General features: G+C 72.2%; 19 protein-coding genes. 7 read left to right on the top strand and 12 right to left on the bottom strand.

The features are described from left to right. Both N1028_RS05545 and N1028_RS05550 read right to left on the bottom strand, forming a co-directional pair. Window positions 1–2,616: a carboxylate--amine ligase/circularly permuted type 2 ATP-grasp protein gene (locus N1028_RS05545; protein WP_259525827.1), complete on the bottom strand. Its 2,616-nt coding sequence runs from the start codon at window positions 2,614–2,616 to the stop codon at window positions 1–3. Window positions 2,617–2,667: 51 nt separating this feature from the next. Continuing rightward, a complete protein-coding gene (locus tag N1028_RS05550) occupies window positions 2,668–3,990 on the bottom strand; it encodes a glycosyltransferase (RefSeq protein WP_259525828.1) in 1,323 nt (440 codons plus the stop codon). Between the two features lie 221 nt (window positions 3,991–4,211). Here N1028_RS05550 and N1028_RS05555 point away from each other — a divergent pair, with 221 nt between their 5' ends. Then, the gene (locus N1028_RS05555) at window positions 4,212–5,000 is read left to right on the top strand and encodes a glycosyltransferase family 2 protein (RefSeq protein ID WP_259525829.1); all 789 of its coding nucleotides are present in this window, start codon (window positions 4,212–4,214) and stop codon (window positions 4,998–5,000) included. Here the strand turns inward: N1028_RS05555 and N1028_RS05560 are convergent. Genes N1028_RS05560 through N1028_RS05575 form a run of 4 tightly spaced genes read right to left on the bottom strand, consistent with a single transcriptional unit; the run spans window position 4,936 to window position 7,596 of the window. Beyond that, a complete protein-coding gene (locus N1028_RS05560; RefSeq protein WP_259525830.1) occupies window positions 4,936–5,577 on the bottom strand; it encodes a DUF2238 domain-containing protein in 642 nt (213 codons plus the stop codon). The two genes, N1028_RS05555 and N1028_RS05560, sit on opposite strands and share 65 nt — an antisense overlap. Then, window positions 5,574–6,416, bottom strand: coding sequence for an endonuclease/exonuclease/phosphatase family protein (locus N1028_RS05565; RefSeq protein ID WP_259525831.1), 843 nt, complete (start codon window positions 6,414–6,416; stop codon window positions 5,574–5,576). The genes N1028_RS05560 and N1028_RS05565 overlap by 4 nt, the downstream gene beginning before the upstream one ends. Further along, window positions 6,413–7,231, bottom strand: a complete 819-nt coding sequence (locus tag N1028_RS05570; RefSeq protein ID WP_259525832.1) for a putative protein N(5)-glutamine methyltransferase — start codon at window positions 7,229–7,231, stop codon at window positions 6,413–6,415. The genes N1028_RS05565 and N1028_RS05570 overlap by 4 nt, the downstream gene beginning before the upstream one ends. Continuing rightward, window positions 7,228–7,596, bottom strand: coding sequence for an MmcQ/YjbR family DNA-binding protein (locus N1028_RS05575; protein ID WP_259525833.1), 369 nt, complete (start codon window positions 7,594–7,596; stop codon window positions 7,228–7,230). The genes N1028_RS05570 and N1028_RS05575 overlap by 4 nt, the downstream gene beginning before the upstream one ends. Before the next feature lie 141 nt (window positions 7,597–7,737). On the opposite strand from N1028_RS05575, the gene N1028_RS05580 reads away from it, so the two are divergent. Next, window positions 7,738–9,354, top strand: coding sequence for a PucR family transcriptional regulator (locus N1028_RS05580; protein WP_259525834.1), 1,617 nt, complete (start codon window positions 7,738–7,740; stop codon window positions 9,352–9,354). On the opposite strand, the gene N1028_RS05585 is transcribed toward N1028_RS05580, so the two are convergent. Together N1028_RS05585 and N1028_RS05590 are read right to left on the bottom strand one after the other, a co-directional pair. After that, complete coding sequence (locus N1028_RS05585; protein ID WP_259525835.1) at window positions 9,351–10,859, bottom strand: CoA-acylating methylmalonate-semialdehyde dehydrogenase; 1,509 nt, start codon at window positions 10,857–10,859, stop codon at window positions 9,351–9,353. The genes N1028_RS05580 and N1028_RS05585 overlap by 4 nt on opposite strands. 124 nt (window positions 10,860–10,983) lie before the next feature. Then, a complete protein-coding gene (locus N1028_RS05590; RefSeq protein WP_259525836.1) occupies window positions 10,984–11,460 on the bottom strand; it encodes a glutathione peroxidase in 477 nt (158 codons plus the stop codon). Between the two features lie 51 nt (window positions 11,461–11,511). Between N1028_RS05590 and N1028_RS05595 the strand changes: the two genes are divergently transcribed. The 3 genes from N1028_RS05595 to N1028_RS05605 all read left to right on the top strand — a co-directional run bounded on the left by N1028_RS05595 (window position 11,512) and on the right by N1028_RS05605 (window position 14,649). Further along, a complete protein-coding gene (locus N1028_RS05595; protein ID WP_259525837.1) occupies window positions 11,512–12,828 on the top strand; it encodes an MFS transporter in 1,317 nt (438 codons plus the stop codon). A 139-nt stretch (window positions 12,829–12,967) separates the two neighbouring features. Further along, window positions 12,968–14,161, top strand: a complete 1,194-nt coding sequence (locus tag N1028_RS05600; RefSeq protein WP_259525838.1) for a MarP family serine protease — start codon at window positions 12,968–12,970, stop codon at window positions 14,159–14,161. Window positions 14,162–14,235: 74 nt separating this feature from the next. Further along, a complete protein-coding gene (locus tag N1028_RS05605) occupies window positions 14,236–14,649 on the top strand; it encodes a VOC family protein (RefSeq protein WP_259525839.1) in 414 nt (137 codons plus the stop codon). Window positions 14,650–14,658: 9 nt separating this feature from the next. Here the strand turns inward: N1028_RS05605 and N1028_RS05610 are convergent, their stop codons facing one another. Further along, on the bottom strand, window positions 14,659–14,946 hold the full coding sequence (locus N1028_RS05610) for a hypothetical protein (protein WP_259525840.1): 288 nt from the start codon (window positions 14,944–14,946) through the stop codon (window positions 14,659–14,661). Between the two features lie 68 nt (window positions 14,947–15,014). Here N1028_RS05610 and N1028_RS05615 point away from each other — a divergent pair, with 68 nt between their 5' ends. After that, window positions 15,015–16,496 (top strand): APC family permease, encoded by a 1,482-nt coding sequence (locus N1028_RS05615; RefSeq protein WP_259525841.1) that lies wholly within the window; start codon window positions 15,015–15,017, stop codon window positions 16,494–16,496. Beyond that, a complete protein-coding gene (locus N1028_RS05620; protein WP_259525842.1) occupies window positions 16,493–17,422 on the top strand; it encodes an aldo/keto reductase in 930 nt (309 codons plus the stop codon). The genes N1028_RS05615 and N1028_RS05620 overlap by 4 nt, the downstream gene beginning before the upstream one ends. On the opposite strand, the gene N1028_RS05625 is transcribed toward N1028_RS05620, so the two are convergent. The 3 genes from N1028_RS05625 to purS are packed head-to-tail and all read right to left on the bottom strand — an operon-like array spanning window position 17,394 to window position 18,964. Next, window positions 17,394–17,921, bottom strand: a complete 528-nt coding sequence (locus N1028_RS05625; protein WP_259525843.1) for an O-acetyl-ADP-ribose deacetylase — start codon at window positions 17,919–17,921, stop codon at window positions 17,394–17,396. The two genes, N1028_RS05620 and N1028_RS05625, sit on opposite strands and share 29 nt — an antisense overlap. Window positions 17,922–17,972: 51 nt before the next feature. After that, complete coding sequence (gene purQ, locus N1028_RS05630) at window positions 17,973–18,674, bottom strand: phosphoribosylformylglycinamidine synthase subunit PurQ (RefSeq protein WP_259525844.1); 702 nt, start codon at window positions 18,672–18,674, stop codon at window positions 17,973–17,975. Then, window positions 18,671–18,964: a phosphoribosylformylglycinamidine synthase subunit PurS gene (purS, locus tag N1028_RS05635; RefSeq protein ID WP_259525845.1), complete on the bottom strand. Its 294-nt coding sequence runs from the start codon at window positions 18,962–18,964 to the stop codon at window positions 18,671–18,673. Before purS ends, purQ begins: the two co-directional genes overlap by 4 nt. Window positions 18,965–18,977: the final 13 nt, after the last annotated feature.

An 18,977-nucleotide genomic window follows, 5' to 3' on the forward strand; every position in this document is an offset into this window, starting at 1 on the left:
TCAGACCTCCTCGGCCGGATCGCGATCTGCCGCGGAGTCGGCCTCCGGCGCCACGATCCAGGTGTCCTTGGCCCCGCCGCCGCGCGACGAGTTGACGACCATGCTCCCGGCGGGTGCCACCCGGGTGAGCGCGAGCGGGGCCACCACGAATCCGTCGGGCGACCCGGGGGAGGCGTAGACGAACACGCGCAGGTCGACGTGCCGCGGTTCGAGCACGCCCCCGCGGGCCCCGTCGATCCCGGCTCCGGCCTCGGACGGGGTGGCCCGCGAGAACGTCGGATGCGACGACAGCGGCACGACCTCCTGCGCCACCCAGGCGTCGGGGTCGGCGGCGATGGCGGCCCGGCGCTCGGCCACCACGGCGGCGCCGGCCGCGGGGCCGATCAGCACGCCCTCGCCGCCGTGCCCGTCGACAGGCTTCGTCACGAGCTCGCCCACCCGCTCGAGCACGGCCCGCCGCTCCGCCTCGTCGCTCGTGCGATAGGTGGGCACCTGCTCGAGCAGCTGACGCTCGTCGAGGTAGTAGCCGATCAGGGTGGGCACGTTGCAGTACATCGCCTTGTCGTCGGCCACGCCGTTGCCCGGCGCGTTCGCGAGGCGCACGTGGCCGGCGGCGGCCACCTGCATGATCTGCTCGCCGATCCGGGCGCCGCGCGAGTCCACGGCATCCGGGAGCTCGTCGTCGAGGCGCAGGTAGAGCGCGTCGAGGGGTGTGCCTGTCGCGGTCTCGACCACCCGCCCGTCCGAGATCCCCACGTCGTCGAGGGCGAGCAGCTGGAGCCCGGCTCCCGCCGCGAGCGCGCGGTGCTCGAACCACGCGCCGCTCGCGGGGCCCGAGGAGAGCAGGGCTGCGGGGCCAGGAGCGGACCCGGCCGACCCGCCCGCCGAGAGCGCTCTGCGCAGGAGGTCGAAGGTGCCGCCTGGTGTGAGCATCCGCTCCGGTCGCGGCACGCCGGGCGCCACCTCGTCCATGAGCGACCGGATGGCGATCGCGTACGCGGCGCCGCTGGGATTCCGCAGGTTGTCCTCGAGCACCCGCCAGCCGCCGAACTCGTTGCGCACGAGGTCGAAGCCGATGACGGCCGAGCGGAGAGTCCCCGCCGGGAGCGCTCGCCCGCCCTCATGCCAGCCGGGCGCCCCCTCGACGGTGCGGCGCGGGATCACCCCGTCGCGCAGGATCCGCTGCTCGCCGTAGACGTCGCCGAGGAACGCCTCGAGCGCACGGGCGCGCTGCAGCACCCCCGCGCTGATGGCCGCCCACTCGTGGCTGTTGAGCACGCGGGGCACGAGGTCGACGGCGAAGGGGCGCGGGCCGTCGTCGGCGGCGAAGGTGAGCTCGTGGCCGGCGATCCAGGTCTCGGCGGCGCTCAGCCGCTCGGCCACGAGCCCGTCGGGGAGGCTCTCGAAGTAGCCCACGATCTCCTCGTAGGCGGGCCGGGGGCGCGATCCCGGCCCCACGGCCTCGTCGCCTGCGCGGCTCGGGTAGGTGCGGAGGGCCGGCACGGCGGGCGGGATTCCCGACGCCGGGCCCTGGGTCTCCTCCACCACGAGCTTCACCACCGCGGCGAGCTCGCCGCGTTCGGCGAATGCGGCCCGCTGGCGATCGGACGAGTTGCCGCGCGCGAGGAGCGTCGAGGCGAGCTCCACCACCTCGTCGTAGTCGCCCAGCTCCTCGAGCTGGGGCCGCAGGCGCCGGATGAGATGGCGCACCGCGTGCGCGGCGGCCGTGGGGCGCGGATGCCGGGTGTCGTCGAGCAGGTCGCCGGTGAGCCCGCTCCGCGCGGCCTGCCACATGGCGGCGCGGTGGATGGGCTCGGCGACGGGAGCGAGCGGCCGGCCCGCCTCGATGTCGAGCTCGGCGGCACGCACGCTCGCCCGGAACAGTCCGGCGATGAGCACGGCGTCGTCGACGATGGGGCAGGCATCGCACACGCGGAGCTCGAGGGTGGGGGCGTGCGACGAGGGGCGCACCTCGAAGTACGCCATCTTCGAATCGGCGATGACCCCCGTGGCGATGAGGTCGCCGAGCAGCTCGTCGTACTCGGCCGCGCTCGAGAGCGGGCCCGTGGAACCGGCGCTCGGCCAGCGCTGCCAGATGATCGAACGGATGCTGGAGTATCCCGTGTCGGCACCGTTCCAGTAGGGAGAGCTCGCTGAGAGGGCGAGCAGCACGGGCAGGTCGCGGGAGACCCGCTGGGCGATGTCGACGGCGAGGTCGCGATCCGAGACGCCGACGTGGATCTGGGTGCCGCAGATGAGCTGCTCGTCGACGAGCATCCGGTACTGCTCCTGCATGCGGCCGTAGCGGCCGGTGCTCGTGAGCTCGAAGTCGGCGAACTCCGAGCGCGGGGCGGTGCCGACGCACGCGATCCCGATGCCGTCGGGTGACGCGGCGTCGATCACGCCCTTCCGCAGTCGCAGCAGCTCCCGCCTCAGCCCGTCGAGGCTCGCGACCACGTCGGTGTTCGTCTCGACCGTCGTGCGCTGGATCTCGGCCGAGTAGCTGCCGGCCGGCAGCCTCGACAGGATCTGCGGCGCCCGCGCCGAGAGCTTCCCGCTCTCGAGATCGATCAGGTGGAGCTCTTCTTCCGCGCCCAGCGTCAACTCCGCAGCCATGCCGCACACCCTACGGCTACGGGCGCCCGAGCGGTGAGGTTTCACCCGCGATCAGCGGGCCGACGCCTGTCGGGCGACCGCGCGGAGGAGCTGCTCCTCGATGGCGGCGAGGGTGTCGTAGCGGGCCATCTCGGTCGCGATCTCCTCCGCGCGCCGGCGGTAGGAGTCGTGGGCCAGCAGCCGCATCACCGCGCTCTGAACCTGCTCGGGCGTCGGCGATCCCGTGCGGAGATCCACGCCCGCGCCCGACCACCCCACGCGTGCGGCCACCTCGGGCTTGTCCTCGGTGTCGCCCGCCACCACGAGGGGGACGCCGGCCGAGAGCGACTGCTGCACGCCACCGTAGCCGCCGTTGGTCACGACCACGTCGGTCACGGGGAGGAGCCGGTCGTAGGGCAGGTACTCGGCGACCCGCGCGTTGGCCGGCAGCGGCCCGAACCGCAGCAGCTCGTCGAGTGGGCGGCCGCCGAGAGTCACGACCACCGTGACGGGCGCGTCGGCGAGGCCCTCGAGGGCGGGGCGGATGAGTCGGCCGAGGTCGAGGTTGTCGACGGTGCCCTGCGTGACGTGCACGATCGGGCGCCCGGCGAGCCCGGGTGATGACAGGTCGTGCCACCAGTCGGGCAACGCACCCGCCCTGCCGGGGGCCGGGGGGAGTGCGCCGACGAACCGCACGTTCGGCGAGAGGTCGCTCCGCGGGTACTCGAAGCCGGGCACGGTGAGCTGGAGCAGTCGGTCGAAGGCCCGCGAGACGTCCATCGCGAAGTGGTCGATCGGCCCGGCGCCGATCTCGGCGAACATCCGCTCCGCCACCTTCTGGGTGTCGCGGAAGAGCACCGAGCGCGCGAGCGTGTTGAGCACCCGGTTGCGCACCCGCCCGAACGGGGTCGCCGAGGGGGCGAGCCCGAGGCCCCCGGGGGCGACGTCGCGGCCGAGCTGGGTGAGCGGGGTCACGCCGACGCCCAGGATGGGGGGCCGCGAGGTGCGCGACCCGTCGAAGAGCCACGGCGTGACGCCGGCGAACGCGGAGTCGGTGAGCACCGCATCCGGCCGCACCTCGGCGAGCAGCTCGCGCACGCTCGCGTGCTGAGCCGGGATCGTCTTCACGAAGAGGGTCTGGATGTCGTACTGGGCCCGCGCGAGTCCGCGATGACGGTCGCGGTCGGGCAGCGTGGTGGCCGGATCCCGGTCGTCGAAGTCGGCCCGGCCTCGCAGCGGCCGGAACTCCAGCCCGGCGTCGGCCGCAGCCTGCTCGAATCGGCTGCCCGTGTGCAGCAGCACGCGGTGGCCGCGTTCGACGAGCGAGCGCCCGATGGTGAGCACGGGCACGACATGGCCGTGCACCGGGGTGCTGCAGAGCAGGAAGGTCGCCATCGTGTCTCCGGGTCCTTTGGATAGAACTTCACTCTATCGAATTCAGCACGGATGTCCACTGGTATCCTGAGGGCGACGACAAGGAGAGCACATGGCTGAGCTGCTGTACGCGCTGCTGGGACTGATCACCCTGGGCGGTGTCATCACGGGGCTCGCCGCGCTCATCGCGATCGTACGCGCGCCCTACGACAGTTAGGGTGCGCCGGGCGCACGTCGTCGGCATGACCGACCGTCCCCACATCTCCGTGGTCATCCCGGTGAAGGATGACGCCGCCCACCTCGAGCGCTGTCTGAGCGCCCTCGGCCGCCAGACGATCGCGCCGAGTGAGATCGTCGTGGTCGACAACGTCTCCTCCGACGCCTCGGACGCCGTCGCCCGCATCGGAGGGGCCCGCGTGGTGCGCGAGCAGCGACCGGGCATCCCGGCCGCCGCCTCGACCGGCTACGACCAGGCCGAGGGGGAGGTCATCGCCCGGCTCGATGCCGACAGCATCCCCGCCGACGACTGGATCGAGCGGATCGGCGACCGCTTCCGGGACCGGCCCGACCTCGCGGCCGTCACGGGAGGCGCCTCCTTCTCGGGCGGGCCACGGGCCCTCCGCAGGGTGGGCGCTGCCCTCTACCTCGGCGCCTACCACCTCAGCCTCGCCCCCGCGCTCGGGCACGTGCCGCTGTTCGGCTCGAACTTCGCGATGCGCCGGAGCGAGTGGCAACGGGTCTCCGGCACCGTGCACCGCAAGGATTCCGAGCTGCACGACGATCTCGACCTGGCGTTCCACCTCGGCGTGCGCGGGCGCATCCGCTACGGTCGGGGCCTCTCCGTGCAGATCTCGTCGAGGCCTTTCGCCGAGGCGGGAACGCTGCCCACCCGCTTCCGGCGCGGCTTCCGCACCGTGCTCGTGCACTGGCCGCGCGAGCTGCCGTGGCTGCGCTGGTCGCGAAGGGTCATCCGCCGCCATCCTCGGCTCGCCGCAGCAGTCGCACCCGCTGGAGCACGGCTCCGGCCATGACCGCGCCGAGCCCGCCGATCGCCATGTCGCCGATCGTGTCGTCGTACTCCACGAAGATCTCCGAGCTGATGAACGCGTGCCCGAACCACTCGACCATCTCCCAGAGCGCGCTCACCGCGAGGCCGAGCGCCGCCGTGAGCACGACGGCCGTGGCCGGTGCCGATCGTGCCCCTGTGGACCGGGCCTCGGCGGGGTGCGGCACGATGCCGAGCTCCGCGAGCAGCAGGTAGAGCATCACGGCGATCACGGCCGTGCAGGTCAGGTGCACCACGACGTCCCACCACGCCACGCTCGTGTAGAGGTCGAGCACGTTGCTCCAGCCGGCCACGAGCAGCACGGCGCTGTAGACGAGATCGAACCCCGCTCGCACCCCGAGCAACCGGGGGAGGAGGAGCCCCGGCAGCACGAAGGCCAGCACGCCGGCATCCGTGGGGCCGAAGAAGACCGCCGCCACGACGACCCCGATGCCGGCGAGCACCCTGAGGGCGTCGGCGGAGAATTCGGCGGGGCCACGGGGAGGCCTGAGGAACCGGCCGACCATCCGGCGCCAGGCGCTGAGGGTCTCCGTGCCGGTCATGCCGGCGCCGACAGCTGCACGACGGCGTGCACGGGCAGGTGGTCCGAGGCCCAGACGCCGCCGGGCCGGCGCGTGCCGATGGCGGCGCGGTCGACCTCGACCCCCGCCGAGACGGCGATCCAGTCGATGCGCTTGCGCCCGCGACGGCGCTCGCGGTAGTTCGGAAAGGTGCCCCAGTCGGCCGTGAGGCGCCTGCCGGCTGCGCGCCAGGCGTCCCGCAGCACGCCGTTCGCGAAGAGCGCGGTGAGCGGGGCGGTCTCCTCGCCGCTGTTGAAGTCGCCCGTGACCACCGTGGGCAGCCCGCTCGCCGCCACCGACTCCCGGATGACCTCGGCCGCACGCACCCGTGACCGACGCGAGATGTGGTCGAAGTGGGTGTTGATCACGACGAAGCGGATGCCCGTGGCGCGGTCGGCGAACTCCGCGCGCACGAGGATGCGCGGCGTGTGGTTGCCCCACGACCTCGAGCAGGGAAGGTCCGGGGTGTCGGAGAGCGCCTCCTGGGCCCAGCGGCGGAGCTCGAGCCGGGTGCCGTCGTAGTAGAGCGGACAGCCCTCGCCCTGCCCGTCGGCGTCGCGACCGTGCCCGATGCGCAGGTAGTCGGGGCCGAGGGCGGCGCTGAGCGCACGATCCTGACCGGGCAGCACCTCCTGGGCTCCGAGCACCGTCGGCCGCTCGGTGGCGAGGATCGTGGCGAGGGCCGGCGCCCGCACACCCCAGCGGTCGGCGCTGCGAGGACCGATCGCGGGGCCGAGGCTCGGCATGCGGCGGCGGATGTTGAAGCTCATCACATGCAGCTCGGGCGGCTGCACCGGCCCGACGAGTGCGCGGTCGGTCATGCTCCGAGCCTAGGGCGAGCGGTGGCCGGCCGCTCGGCCACCACCACCGTGGCGTCGAACGCGGCCGAGCGGCGGATGCGGGTGGTGAGACCCGCATCGGCCAGCAGCCCCGCGGTCTGCGGGGCCTGCGAGCGGCTCGTCTCGATGAGGAGATGGGCGCCGGGAGCGAGCCACTGCGGTGCCTCCCGGGCGATGCGGCGGTGCAGGTCGAGCCCGTCGCCGCCGCCGTCGAGCGCTGTGACGGCCTCGTGCAGCCGTGCTTCGGGCGGCATGGTGCGGATGGCGTCGGTGGGCACGTACGGTGCGTTCACCGCGAGCACGTCGACGCGTCCGGCCAGTCGAGCCGGCAGCGGGCCGAACAGATCGCCCTCGAGCACGCGACCCTCGCCGAGGTTCTGTCGAGCCCACGCCACCGCGGCCGGATCGAGGTCGGAGGCCCACAGCTCCACGGGCGCATCGGAGCGGGCCAGGATCGCCGCCCCCACGGCCCCCGTTCCGCAGCACAGGTCGACGACCACCGCGCCGGGCCGCACGAACGGCATGGCAGAGGCCACCAGGAAGACGGTGCGGCGCCGCGGCACGAACACCCCGGGGCCGACCGCGATCCGGAGCCCGTCGAACTCCGCCCAGCCGAGCAGGTGCTCGAGCGGTTCGCCGCCCACCCTCCGTCGCACGAGCTCCTCGAGCGCGGCCCCGCCGCCCGCGCTCTCCTCGGCTCCGGCCTCGAGGAGCAGCTGCGCCTCCTCCTCGGCGAACACGCACCCCGCGGCCCGCAGGCGCGCGACGATCGCGTCGAACGGAAGCGGCGCGCTCATCCGGCGGCGTCGGGGGAGTCGGAGCGCTCCCGCGCGGCCGCCTCGAGCAGGCGCTTCGTGGCGCGGGCCTCCCACGCCTCCTGCAGCAGCTCGGCGAGCTCGGCGGGCGCGATCCGCTCGAGGCGCACGAGCACGCTCGGGTGCCCGTCGTAGTGGGCGGTGGTGAAGAAGACCGACGGATCGCGCTGCAGCAGCGCCTCCCGCTCGCCGAGGTCGGCCCGCCAGCAGACGAGCACGCCCGGCTGGTCGTGCAGGCGCGCGAACATCCTGCGGCCCACGTAGAACGCCGGGGTGCCGTAGGCCGTGCGCTCCTCGGTGGCGGGCAGAGCGAGCGCGAGCCGCCGCACGTCGTCTTCGTCGCTCATGTCGCCTCCGCTCCTTCGAGGTCAGGGCCTGGTGTCGTCCAGGTCGCCGTCGGGGTCCCGGCCTGGCCCCACCCTAACCCTCGGGCGGTGCGTGCCCTCGGTAGGCTGAGATCCGGTGTCTGCGGCGCGGAAGGAGCGGTCATGCCCCCGAGCGTGCGGAGCCTGCTGCGGGATCCGCGGTTCCGGCTCGAGCTGGCACCCGGTCCGTGGGCCGAGGGCGACGGGCGGCTCGAGGCGCCGATCACCTGGGCGCACAGCTCCGACCTCGCCGATCCGACGCCGTGGCTCGACGAGGGCCAGCTCCTGCTCACCGACGGCGCCCAGTTCGCGGTCGAGCAGAGCGCCACCGGGCACCACGGCACCGGGCACTCCAGCGCCGGGCACCCCAGCACCCAGGCTCCGGGGGCCGACCGCGCCCTCCCGGACGGCGCCCGCGATCCGGAACGCGCCTACGTCGACCGCCTGAAGGCCCGCGGCATCCGCGCCCTCGGCTTCGCCACCGGCGTCGTGCACGACCACGTGCCGCCCGCCCTCGTGAACGCCTGCGCCGCCACCGGGCTCCCGCTGCTCGTGATGGACGAGCAGACGCCCTTCATCGGCATCGTCCGCTCGATCGCCGACACGATCGCCGAGGAGCAGCGCGAGCGGCTCGAGTGGTCGCTCGACGCCCAGCGCGCCGTCGCCAGGGCCGCGCTCCGCGTCGACGGCCTCGGCGCCATCCTGCTCGAGCTCTCGCGCCGGCTCGACTGCTGGGTGGCGCTGTTCGACTCGGCAGGCACCGTGCTGCGCGTCCCCGGCCTCCGCGGTGTGCCCGCCGAGCTCACGCGCGTCGTGGCGGAGGCGGTGACCTCGGCGCTCGGCCGGGGCTCGCGGGCCGGGCTCAGCATCATCGAGGCGGGCGGGGGCATCTCGCTGCAGACGCTCGGCCAGCGCGGTCAGTTGCGGGGAGTGCTCGCCGTGGGCGCCTCGGAGCCCCTCGACGCGGCCGGCAACGACCTCGTGGCGAGCGTGATCGGGCTTGCGAGCATCGCCCTCGAACAGCGTCGGGGCCTCGACGCGGCCAGGCGCCGCCTCCGCACCGGCCTCTTCGAGCTCGTGCTCTCCGGGGTCGTCGACGTGGCCGACCGCACCGCCGTGAGCCTCTGGGGGCCGCTGCCGCCCGAGCCCGTGCGGCTCGCGATCGTGGTGGGCGAGGTGCACGGCCAGGCGCTCCTCGACGAGCTCGAGCTGCAGGCCGACGAGAACAGCGGCCGCTTGTTCTTCGCCGAGCGCGACGACGAGATCCTCATCGTCACGCCGCACGACGACCTCGCGGCCTCGGAGGCCCTGCTCGCCCGGCACGGGCTCGCGGCGGGTGTCTCGGGCCCCGTGCCCTGGCACGAGCTCACGCGGGGCCTCGGCGAGGCCCGTCATGCGGCCGGATCCGTCACGCGCGAGAGCGCCGTGGTGCTCTTCGAACAGCTGGCCGAGCAGGGCATGCACGGACTGCTGGTGGCCTCGGGCGGCGACCGGGTGGCGAAGCGGATGCTGCAGCCGCTGATCGACCTGCCGCCGGCCGAGCGCGACACGGCGCTCACGACGCTGCGGGTGTGGCTGCAGCACAACGGCGCGTGGGATCCGGCCGCGCGGGAGCTCGGCACCCACCGCCACACCCTGCGCAACCGGGTGCGCGCGGCCGAGACCCTGCTGGGCCTCGACCTCGACACCTTCGCGGCCCGCACCGAGCTCTGGTCGGCCCTCCAGCTCGTGACGCCCTAGTTCTGCGGGAAGCCCAGGTTGATGCCGCCGTGGGAGGGGTCGAGCCAGCGGCTCGTGATGGCCTTCTGCTGCGTGTAGAAGCGCACGCCCTCGGCACCGTGCGCCTTGGTGTCGCCGAACAGGGAGGCCTTCCAGCCGCCGAACGAGAAGGTCGCCACGGGAACCGGGATCGGCACGTTGATGCCGATCATGCCCACCTGGATCTCGTTCTGGAACCGGCGCGCCGCTCCGCCGTCGTTCGTGAAGATCGCGGTGCCGTTGCCGAACGCACCGGTGTTGATGAGCGCCACGCCCTCCTCATAGGACTGCACGCGCACGATCGAGAGCACCGGTCCGAAGATCTCCTCGGTGTAGACGCGTGAGGTCGTGGGCACGTCGTCGATGAGGGTGGGCCCGAACCAGAAGCCGTTCGGGTCGCCGTCGACCTCGATGCCGCGCCCGTCGACCACCACGGTCGCGCCGTCCTCGAGGGCGATGTCGACGTAGGAGGCCACCTTGTCGCGGTGCGCCTCGGTCACGAGGGGGCCCATGTCGCAGCCGCGACGGCCGTCGCCGATCCGGAGACCCGCCATGCGCGACGAGATCTTCGCCACGAGCTCGTCGGCCACGGGCTCCACCGCCACGAGCACCGAGATGGCCATGCAGCGCTCGCCCGCCGAGCCGAATCCGGCGTTGATGGCGGAGTCGGCCACGAGGTCGAGGTCGGCATCCGGGAGCACGAGCATGTGGTTCTTCGCCCCGCCGAGCGCCTGCACGCGCTTGCCGTGCTTCGTGCCGGTCTCGTAGACGTACTGTGCGATGGGAGTCGAGCCCACGAACGAGATCGCCGCAACGTCGGGGCTCGTGAGGAGGCCGTCGACGGCCTCCTTGTCGCCGTTCAGCACGGTGAAGACTCCGTCGGGGAGCCCGGCGTCCTTCCACAGCCTCGCGAGCCAGAGCGCGGCGGAGGGATCCTTCTCGCTCGGCTTCACGACCACGGTGTTGCCGGCCGCGATGGCGATCGGGAAGAACCACATCGGCACCATGGCCGGGAAGTTGAAGGGACTGATGATGCCGACGACTCCGACGGGCTGCTTGGTGGAGTAGACGTCGATGCCGGTCGAGACCTGCTCGGAGTACTCGCCCTTGAGGTGGTGGGCGAGCCCGGTCGCGAACTCCACGACCTCCTGGCCGCGGTTGATCTCACCGAGCGCGTCGGAGAGCTCCTTGCCGTGCTCGCTCGTGATGATCTCGGCGAGCTCGCCCTTGCGGGCATCCAGGAGCTCGCGGAATCTGAACACGATCGACTGCCGCTTCGTGAGCGAGAGGTCGCGCCAGGCGGGGAAGGCCGCTGCCGCGCTCGCGATGGCCGCGGCGATCTCGGCCTGATCGGCGAGGGCCACGCGCTTGGTCTCCACGCCGAGGGCGGGGTCGAAGACGGGGGCGGTGCGGCCAGAGTGCGAGGGCGACTCGGCGCCCTCGATCCAGTGGGGCACGACGGGGAGTTCGGAGGTTTCGGTCGACATGCCCCGAGGCTACGGTCGGCGCGGAGCGCGAGCGGTGCCAGAGTGTCGAACGACGGATGCCGCGGTGCACGATCTGGCAGCGCTCTGGCACCGATCTGCCACAGCGCTCGCGATCGTCTCCCGATCAGGCGGGGAGCGCTGCCTCGATCGCGGCGATGATCGCGGGGTCGTCCGGCACCGTGGAGGGGCGGAACCGCTGCACGCCGGAGGGCGTCACGAGGAACTTCTCGAAGTTCCACGTGACCCGCCCGGCCTTGCCCTCGGCATCCGGTGTCTCGGTGAGCGACTTGTAGAGCGGATGCGCCGCGCGGCCGTTCACCTTGACCTTCTCGAACATGGGGAAGGTGATTCCCCACGTCATCGAGCAGTACTGCTTGATCTTCTCCGTGTCGCCGAGCTCCTGCAGGAACTGGTTGCTCGGGAAGCCGAGCACCGTGAAGCCGCGGTCGCCGTAGCGCTTCTGCAGCTCCTCGAGCGTCTCGTACTGCGGAGCGAGCCCGCAGCGCGACGCCACGTTCACGATGAGCCTCACCGGCGCGAAGTCGGCCAGGGTGGCGGGGGCGCCGTCGATCGTGGTCAGGGGGATCTCGTCGAGGTTCACGCGCGCTACTCTACGCCCGTCGCCCGCGAGCCCACCCGGCAGAATGGTCGGATGACAGGCAGCCTGCACGAACAGCGCGACGAGCGGGCGCGCGTGCAGCGGCGCACCCTCGCGGTGGTGGTGCTGAGCCAGGTGCTCGGCGGTGCGGGGCTGGCCGCGGGAGTGACCGTCGGCGCCCTGCTGGCCCAGGAGATGCTCGGCTCCGAGAGCCTCGCCGGAGTCTCGACCGCGCTGTTCACGCTCGGCTCGGCGCTCACGGCGTACGTCATCGGCCGCATCACGCAGCGCTCGGGCCGGCGCCTCGGCCTCGGCATCGGGTTCGCGGCGGGCGGGCTCGGCGCGATCGGCATCGTGGTGGCCGCGGTCACAGGCGGCGTGGTGCTGCTGTTCGTGAGCCTGTTCGTCTACGGCGCGGGCACCGCCACCAACCTGCAGGCGCGCTACGCGGGCACGGATCTCGCCACGCCGGCCCGCCGAGGCACCGCGGTGAGTATCGCCCTGGTCTCCACCACCGTCGGAGCCGTCGCCGGCCCCAACCTCGTGGAGCCGCTCGGCGAGCTCGCGCTCGGCCTCGGCATCCCGGCGCTCGCGGGCCCGTTCCTGCTCGCGGCGGCGGCGTACCTCGCGGCCGGCGCGGTGCTCCTTGTGCTCCTCCGCCCCGATCCTCTCCTCCTGGCGCGCCGCCTCGACGCGGCGTCGGCCTCCGCCGCCGTTTCTGCGCCTGCTGCCGCGCCTGCGCGCGGGCGGGTGTCAGCGCCCAGCGCGAGCGCCCCGCCTCCGCCCCCGCCCCGCCCGGGCACGGGTGCCTACGTGGGCGCCGCCGTCATGGTCCTCACCCAGATCGCGATGGTCGCCATCATGACCATGACCCCCGTGCACATGCGCGCCCATCACCACGACCTCGGCGACGTGGGCCTCGTGATCGGCGTCCACATCGGTGCGATGTACCTCCCCTCCCTCGTCACCGGTGCGCTCGTCGACCGCATCGGCCGCACGCCCATGGCGATCGCGGCGGGGGTCACCCTCCTCGCCGCGGGCATCACGGCGGCCCTCGCCCCGGGAGACGACCTCCTCCTGCTGATCGTCGCCCTGGCTCTGCTCGGCCTCGGCTGGAACTTCGGCCTCATCGCCGGGACCGCCCTCGTGGTCGACAACACGGTGCCGGCCAACCGCGCCCGCGTGCAGGGCACCCTCGACGTGCTCATCGCGCTCTCGGGCGCCGGCGCCGGGGTCATGTCGGCGGCGGTGATGGCCGGCACGAGCTACTCGGTGCTCTCGCTCGCCGGCGGCGTGCTCGCCCTCCTCCTCATCCCCGTCCTCCTCTGGGCCCGCGGTCGCGCCCCGTCCCCGCCCCCGCCCCCGACTTGACAGTACCTGCGCCCAAAGCCGCCGACTTGGCACATCTTGTGTCAAGTGGCCGGCTATAGGCACAGCTACTGTCAAGTCGATGCCGGCCCGGGCCTCCTCTCAGGTGGGCCCGGACGCCGCCGCCTAGCATGAGCGGCACATGGAACTCTTCGTCGACATCGTGCTGCTCGTGATCGCCCTCCTCGCCGTCGCGGCGGGCTGGCGCCGCGGCGCCCTCGTGACCGCGGCCTCGCTCGCGGGCATCGTGGCGGGCGCCCTCCTCGCGACCCTCGCCGCCCCTCCGCTCGTCGAGTGGCTCGCCACCGTCGGCTGGGCCGAGGCCTGGCAGCGCGCCGTGGCGGCCGGCCTCGTGCTCATCCTGAGCATCTCCATCGCGATCGGCCTCCTCACCCTCCTGGCGCGACTCCTCCGCGGTGTCATCGGTGTCGTGAAGATCGGCCGCGGCATCGACTCGCTCGGCGGTGCCGTGCTCGGCCTCCTCACCTGGGGCGTCGTGGTGTGGCTCCTCGCCGGCCTCCTGCAGTCCACCGGCATCCTCCCCGTCACGCAGCTCGTGCAGAGCTCGAAGGTGGTCGCCACCCTCGACGCGATCGCGCCCGTGCCCTCCCAGACGGCCCTCGGCACCATCGGCGAGGCGCTCGACGACTCGGGCTTCCCCGAGGTCTTCGCCTTCGACTCCGAGACCATCCAGGGCGCCCCACCGCCAGACCCCGATGTCCCGGACGCCGTCAACGCGGCGGCCGGCTCGGTGGTCAAGGTGCTCTCCTCGGCCCCCCGCTGCGGCAGCGACGCCGAGGGCAGCGGCTGGGTCGTGGCCGACGACCGCATCGTCACCAACGCCCACGTCGTCTCCGGCTCCGACGAGCTCTTCGTGCAGGTCGGCGGCATCGGGCGCCTCCTCGACGCCGAGCTCGTGGTGTTCGACCCCGACCGCGACCTCGCGGTGCTCGCCGTGCCCGGCCTCGACGCCGCCCCCCTCCCGCTCGGCACCGAGCTCCTCGCGGGAGACTCCGCGGTGGTGGCCGGCTTCCCCGAGAACGGCTCCTACAAGACGGTCTCGTCCCGCGTGCGCGAGGTGCTCACCGCGGTGGGCAGCGACATCTACGAGGCGGATCCGGTGACCCGCGAGATCTACTCACTCCGCTCCGACATCCGTCCGGGCAATTCCGGTGGACCCCTGTTCGACGTGAGCGGGCAGGTCGTGGGCATCGTCTTCGCCCGCTCCACCCTCGATGCGGAGACCGGCTACGCGATGACTCTCGACGAAGCCGCCCCCGTGCTCGAGGCCGTCTCCTCGAGCGAGCCCGTGGCATCCGGAGCCTGCTCGGGCTGAGCCACACACGGGTATGTGTACACCGTTCACATGTTCTGCTAGCGTGTGCTCCACACCGACCAGAGGAGAGCGCGATGACCACCCTGAACCCGTACATCAACTTCCGTGGCGAGGCCCGGGCCGCAGGCGAGTTCTACCACTCGGTCTTCGGCGGCGAGCTCATCCGCAACACCTTCGCCGAGTTCCAGACGCCCACCGAGGAGGGGGAGCAGGAGTGGATCATGCACTCCCAGCTCACCACCGAGGGCGGTCTCGTGCTCATGGTCTCGGATGTGCCGACCGGCATGGAGTACGACCCCGGCAACAACATCTCGGTCTCCCTGAGCGGCGAGAGCGAGGCGGAGCTGCGCGGCTACTTCGACAAGCTCGCCGAGGGCGGCACGATCGAGCTCCCGCTCGAGAAGGCTCCCTGGGGCGACTTCTTCGGCCAGGTGAGCGACCGCTTCGGCATCCACTGGCTCGTCAACGTGACGAACCCGGCCTCGTAGCGGATCGGGTTACTTGGAGGCCTTCTTGTCGGCGCGCTTCTTCTCCAGCGCCTCCTTCTCGGCCTTCAGCGACGCCACGGTCGACGCGTCGAGCCCGGGGTCCGGCAGCTCCACGAATGCGCTCGACGCGCCCGTGCGCGAGTGCAGCACCGAGTCGTAGTGGATGACGGCGGCGCGCACGCGGGCGGTCGCCCGATCGCGCTTGCCACGGTTCGACTTCGGGTCCTCGAGCACTGCGACATGCTTCTCGAGGGCCTTGGTGAGTTCTTTCAGGACCGTTCGGGTCTTCTTCGCCATGGGCGACATTATGCCCCTCCGAGGTTAACGGGCCACCGCTCGGCCGATTCATGGAGCATGCTGGGCACATGACCACGACGGCGCAGTCGACAGGCACCCCCGAGACCCCCGAGCTCAAGAAGGTGATGGGGCCCAAGCTGCTGCTGCTGTTCATCATCGGCGACATCCTCGGCACCGGCATCTACGCCCTCACCGGCCAGGTCGCGGCGGAGGTGGGTGGCGCCGCATGGCTCCCCTTCATCGTGGCCTTCGTGGTGGCCACCATCACGGCCTGCTCCTACCTCGAGCTCGTCACGAAGTTCCCGCAGGCGGCCGGTGCCGCGCTCTATGCGCACAAGGCGTTCGGCATCCACTTCGTGACCTTCCTCATCTGCTTCACGGTCATGTCGTCGGGCATCACCTCCGCCTCTGCCGCGGCCGGTGCCTTCGCGAGCAACTTCGTGATCGGCTTCGGGCTCGGCGAGGGGCCGGGGCTCGCGCTCCTGATCGCGCTGTCGTTCATGATCCTGATCGCGGCCGTGAATCTCCGCGGCGTGGCCGAGAGCGTGGGGCTCAACGTCGTGCTCACCCTCGTGGAGCTCTCGGGTCTCCTGCTCGTGATCTTCATCAGCTTCTTCGCCATCTTCGGCGGGCAGGCCGACTTCTCCCGGGTGGTCGCCTTCGACACCCCCGACGACAAGAACGTCTTCCTCGCCATCTCGACGGCCACGTCTCTCGCCTTCTTCGCGATGGTGGGGTTCGAGGACTCGGTCAACATGGCCGAGGAGACGAAGAACCCCTCGAAGATCTTCCCGCGGACCATGCTCACCGGCCTCGGCATCACCGCCGTCGTCTACGTGCTGATCTCGATCGTGGCGGTGGCGATCGTGCCGGTGGGCGAGCTCGCCGGCAACGACACCCCGCTCGTCACGGTGGTGCAGACGGCGGCACCCGACTTCCCGATCTCGGCGCTCATCCCCTTCATCTCGCTGTTCGCCGTCGCCAACTCGGCGCTCATCAACATGATGATGGCGAGCCGCCTGCTCTACGGCATGAGCAAGCAGGGCGTGCTGCCGCCGTTCCTGTCACGGGTGCTGCCGAAGCGCCGCACGCCGTGGGCCGCGATCCTGTTCACCACGGTGATCGCCCTCGCGCTCACCTCGTACGTCTCGATCGACCCCGCCAACCCCATCGCCGTGCTGCTCGGCGGCACCACGTCACTGCTGCTGCTCGCGGTGTTCGCGGTCGTCAACGTGTGCGTGCTGATCCTGCGCAGGAAGCCGGTCGAGCACAAGCACTTCCGCACCCCCACGGCCCTTCCCATCATCGGCGCGATCGCATGCCTCTACCTCGTGTTCCCGTGGACCTCCGGTCGCCCCGTCGACCAGTACCTCATCGCGGGCATCCTGCTGGCCATCGGCATACTGCTCTGGGCGGTGACCTACCTGCATCGCCGGAAGAGCGGCTACGGCGGAGCGGCCGCGCTCGACACCACAGCCCTCAAGGTCGTCGCCCAGGATCCCGCCAAGGCCGACCCGGCACCGCCGCGTCGTGACAACATCGAGGGATGAGAACCGCCCCGCTTCCCCGCACCGACCTCGTCGCCTCCACCCTCATCCTGGGGCTGATGCGCATCGAAGCGCTGTCGAACGAGGAGATCCGCACACTGGTGCGCACCGCGCTCGACGCCGGCATCACGGTCTTCGACCACGCCGACATCTACGGGTCCGAGCGCCACGGCTGCGAGTCCCGGTTCGGCGAGGCCGTCTCGTTCGCCCCCGCCGAGCGGGAGCGCGTGCTCGTGCAGTCGAAGGTGGGCATCCGAGACGGCTACTTCGACTTCTCGGCCGAGCACATCCTGCGAAGCGTCGACGAGTCGCTCGCAGCCCTCCGGCTCGAGCACCTCGACCTCCTGCTGCTGCACCGCCCCGACGCCCTCGTGGAGCCGGACGAGGTCGCCTCGGCCTTCGACGAACTGCAGGCCGCGGGCAAGGTGCGGCACTTCGGCGTCTCGAACCACACGCCCGGCCAGATCGAGCTGCTGCAGCGCTCCGTGCGCCAGCCGCTTGCGGTCGACCAGGTTCAGCTGAGCATCGCCCACGCCCCGCTGATCGCCGCCGGAGTGGCCGCGAACATGTCCGAGGAGTCTCAGTCGGTCGACCGCGACAACGGCCTGCTCGACTACAGCCGACTGCACGACATCACCCTGCAGGCCTGGTCGCCGTTCCAGAGCGCCGCGACCGGGCGGGTCTTCCTCGGCGACCGCGAGCACTACGGAGCGCTCAACGACGAACTCGACGCCTTGGCCGCCGCCTACGGCGTCACCCCGACCGCCATCGCCGTGGCGTGGATCACCCGCCATCCGGCCGCCATCCAGGTGGTCGTCGGCAGCACGACCCCGCAGCGCATCGCGGATGCCGTGGCCGGCTCCGAGCTCCCCCTCACCCGCCCCGAGTGGTACCGCCTCTTCAGCGCGTCCGGTCACCTGCTCCCCTGAGCGCCGCGCGGAACTCGTCGAGCATCTCGTCGCTGAAGAGCGCGAACGACACGCGTCCCTCGTAAGGGCTCGCGGCGACCGTGTCCACGGCGATCCGAGCGGCGCCCGCAGCGGGCCAGCCGTAGACGCCGGCGCTGATCGCGGGGAACACCACCGACGAAGCCCCGAGGGCGCCCGCCACCTCGAGCGAGCGCCGGTAGGACGACGCGAGCACGGCGGATCGGTCCTCCCGCTCGCTGAAGACGGGCCCGACGGTGTGGATGACCCAGCGCGCCGGCAGGCGGCCCGCGGTCGTCGCGACGGCCTCGCCCGCGGGGAGTCCGTCCGGCCAGTCGGTGCGACGCAGCTCGCGGCACGCGGCGAGGATCTCGGGGCCTCCGCGCCGGTGGATCGCGCCATCGACGCCACCGCCGCCCAGCAGCGAGCTGTTCGCGGCGTTCACCACCGCATCCGCTTCGACGGTCGTGATGTCGGTGCGCAGGAGCTCGATCGGCCTCATGCGGCCGACCCTACGCCGACCATCCGCCCGGCGGGCAGGGACGGCGCGGGTTCAGGCCGCGAGCAGGGAGCGCAGCGCCGACGCGAACATCGTGAGACCGTCGACGCCCGAGCGCATGGCGAGGGCGGTGTCGGGGCCGAAGCCGGCCTCCACGGCGTGCTCCGGGTGCGGCATGAGCCCCACCACGTTGCCGCGCTCGTTGGTGACGCCCGCGATGTCGTCGAGCGAGCCGTTGGGGTTGACTCCCACGTAGCGGAAGGCCACGAGACCCTCGCCCTCGAGCCGCTCGAGGGTCTCGGCCGAGGCGATGTAGCCGCCCTCGCCGTTCTTCAACGGGATCGTGATCTCCTGGCCCTCGGTGTACCCGTTGGTCCAGGCCGTCGAGGTGTTCTCCACGCGCAGCACCTGGTCGCGGCACACGAACGAGCCGTGGTCGTTGCGGATCAGTCCGCCGGGCAGCAGGTGCGCCTCGGTGAGCATCTGGAAGCCGTTGCAGATGCCGAGCACGGGCACACCGCGCTCGGCGGCCGCGACGACCTCGCGCATGATCGGCGAGTGCGAGGCGATGGCGCCGCAGCGCAGGTAGTCGCCGTAGCTGAAGCCGCCGGGCAGCACCACGGCGTCGACGCCCTGCAGGTCGTGATCGCCGTGCCAGAGCGCGACGGCCTCGCCCCCGGCGAACCGCACGGCGCGCTGGGCGTCCCGGTCGTCGAGCGAACCGGGGAACGTGACGACCCCTACCCGCGTGCTCACGCGAGGGCCCCGGATGCGCCGGCGCCGCTGTGCGCACCCGACTCATCGAGCACCGTGATGTCGACGACGTCTTCGATCACACCGTTCGAGAGCAGGTCGTCGGCGATCGCGCGCACCGAGGCGAGCACCTCGGCGTCGACGGCGCCCTCGACGGTCAGCTCGAAGCGCTTGCCGACGCGCACGTCGCTGAAGGCGGTGTTGCCGAGCCGCGCGAGCGCACCGGCGACGGCCTTGCCCTGCGGATCGAGGAGTTCGGCTTTGGGCATGACGTCGACGACGATCTTCGGCACGTGATTGCTCCTG

The sequence above is a fragment of the Herbiconiux oxytropis genome (assembly GCF_024979315.1).
GTDB classification, from domain to species: Bacteria; Actinomycetota; Actinomycetes; order Actinomycetales; family Microbacteriaceae; genus Herbiconiux; species Herbiconiux oxytropis.

What these genes read in the sequence shown, in the direction of transcription:
- N1028_RS05545 (WP_259525827.1), bottom strand. Translation starts at nt 2,616, where the DNA reads ATGGCTGCGGAGTTGACGCTGGGCGCGGAAGAAGAGCTCCACCTGATC.
- N1028_RS05550 (WP_259525828.1), bottom strand. Translation starts at nt 3,990, where the DNA reads ATGGCGACCTTCCTGCTCTGCAGCACCCCGGTGCACGGCCATGTCGTG.
- N1028_RS05555 (WP_259525829.1), top strand. Translation starts at nt 4,212, where the DNA reads ATGACCGACCGTCCCCACATCTCCGTGGTCATCCCGGTGAAGGATGAC.
- N1028_RS05560 (WP_259525830.1), bottom strand. Translation starts at nt 5,577, where the DNA reads ATGACCGGCACGGAGACCCTCAGCGCCTGGCGCCGGATGGTCGGCCGG.
- N1028_RS05565 (WP_259525831.1), bottom strand. Translation starts at nt 6,416, where the DNA reads ATGACCGACCGCGCACTCGTCGGGCCGGTGCAGCCGCCCGAGCTGCAT.
- N1028_RS05570 (WP_259525832.1), bottom strand. Translation starts at nt 7,231, where the DNA reads ATGAGCGCGCCGCTTCCGTTCGACGCGATCGTCGCGCGCCTGCGGGCC.
- N1028_RS05575 (WP_259525833.1), bottom strand. Translation starts at nt 7,596, where the DNA reads ATGAGCGACGAAGACGACGTGCGGCGGCTCGCGCTCGCTCTGCCCGCC.
- N1028_RS05580 (WP_259525834.1), top strand. Translation starts at nt 7,738, where the DNA reads ATGCCCCCGAGCGTGCGGAGCCTGCTGCGGGATCCGCGGTTCCGGCTC.
- N1028_RS05585 (WP_259525835.1), bottom strand. Translation starts at nt 10,859, where the DNA reads ATGTCGACCGAAACCTCCGAACTCCCCGTCGTGCCCCACTGGATCGAG.
- N1028_RS05595 (WP_259525837.1), top strand. Translation starts at nt 11,512, where the DNA reads ATGACAGGCAGCCTGCACGAACAGCGCGACGAGCGGGCGCGCGTGCAG.
- N1028_RS05600 (WP_259525838.1), top strand. Translation starts at nt 12,968, where the DNA reads ATGGAACTCTTCGTCGACATCGTGCTGCTCGTGATCGCCCTCCTCGCC.
- N1028_RS05605 (WP_259525839.1), top strand. Translation starts at nt 14,236, where the DNA reads ATGACCACCCTGAACCCGTACATCAACTTCCGTGGCGAGGCCCGGGCC.
- N1028_RS05610 (WP_259525840.1), bottom strand. Translation starts at nt 14,946, where the DNA reads ATGGCGAAGAAGACCCGAACGGTCCTGAAAGAACTCACCAAGGCCCTC.
- N1028_RS05615 (WP_259525841.1), top strand. Translation starts at nt 15,015, where the DNA reads ATGACCACGACGGCGCAGTCGACAGGCACCCCCGAGACCCCCGAGCTC.
- N1028_RS05620 (WP_259525842.1), top strand. Translation starts at nt 16,493, where the DNA reads ATGAGAACCGCCCCGCTTCCCCGCACCGACCTCGTCGCCTCCACCCTC.
- N1028_RS05625 (WP_259525843.1), bottom strand. Translation starts at nt 17,921, where the DNA reads ATGAGGCCGATCGAGCTCCTGCGCACCGACATCACGACCGTCGAAGCG.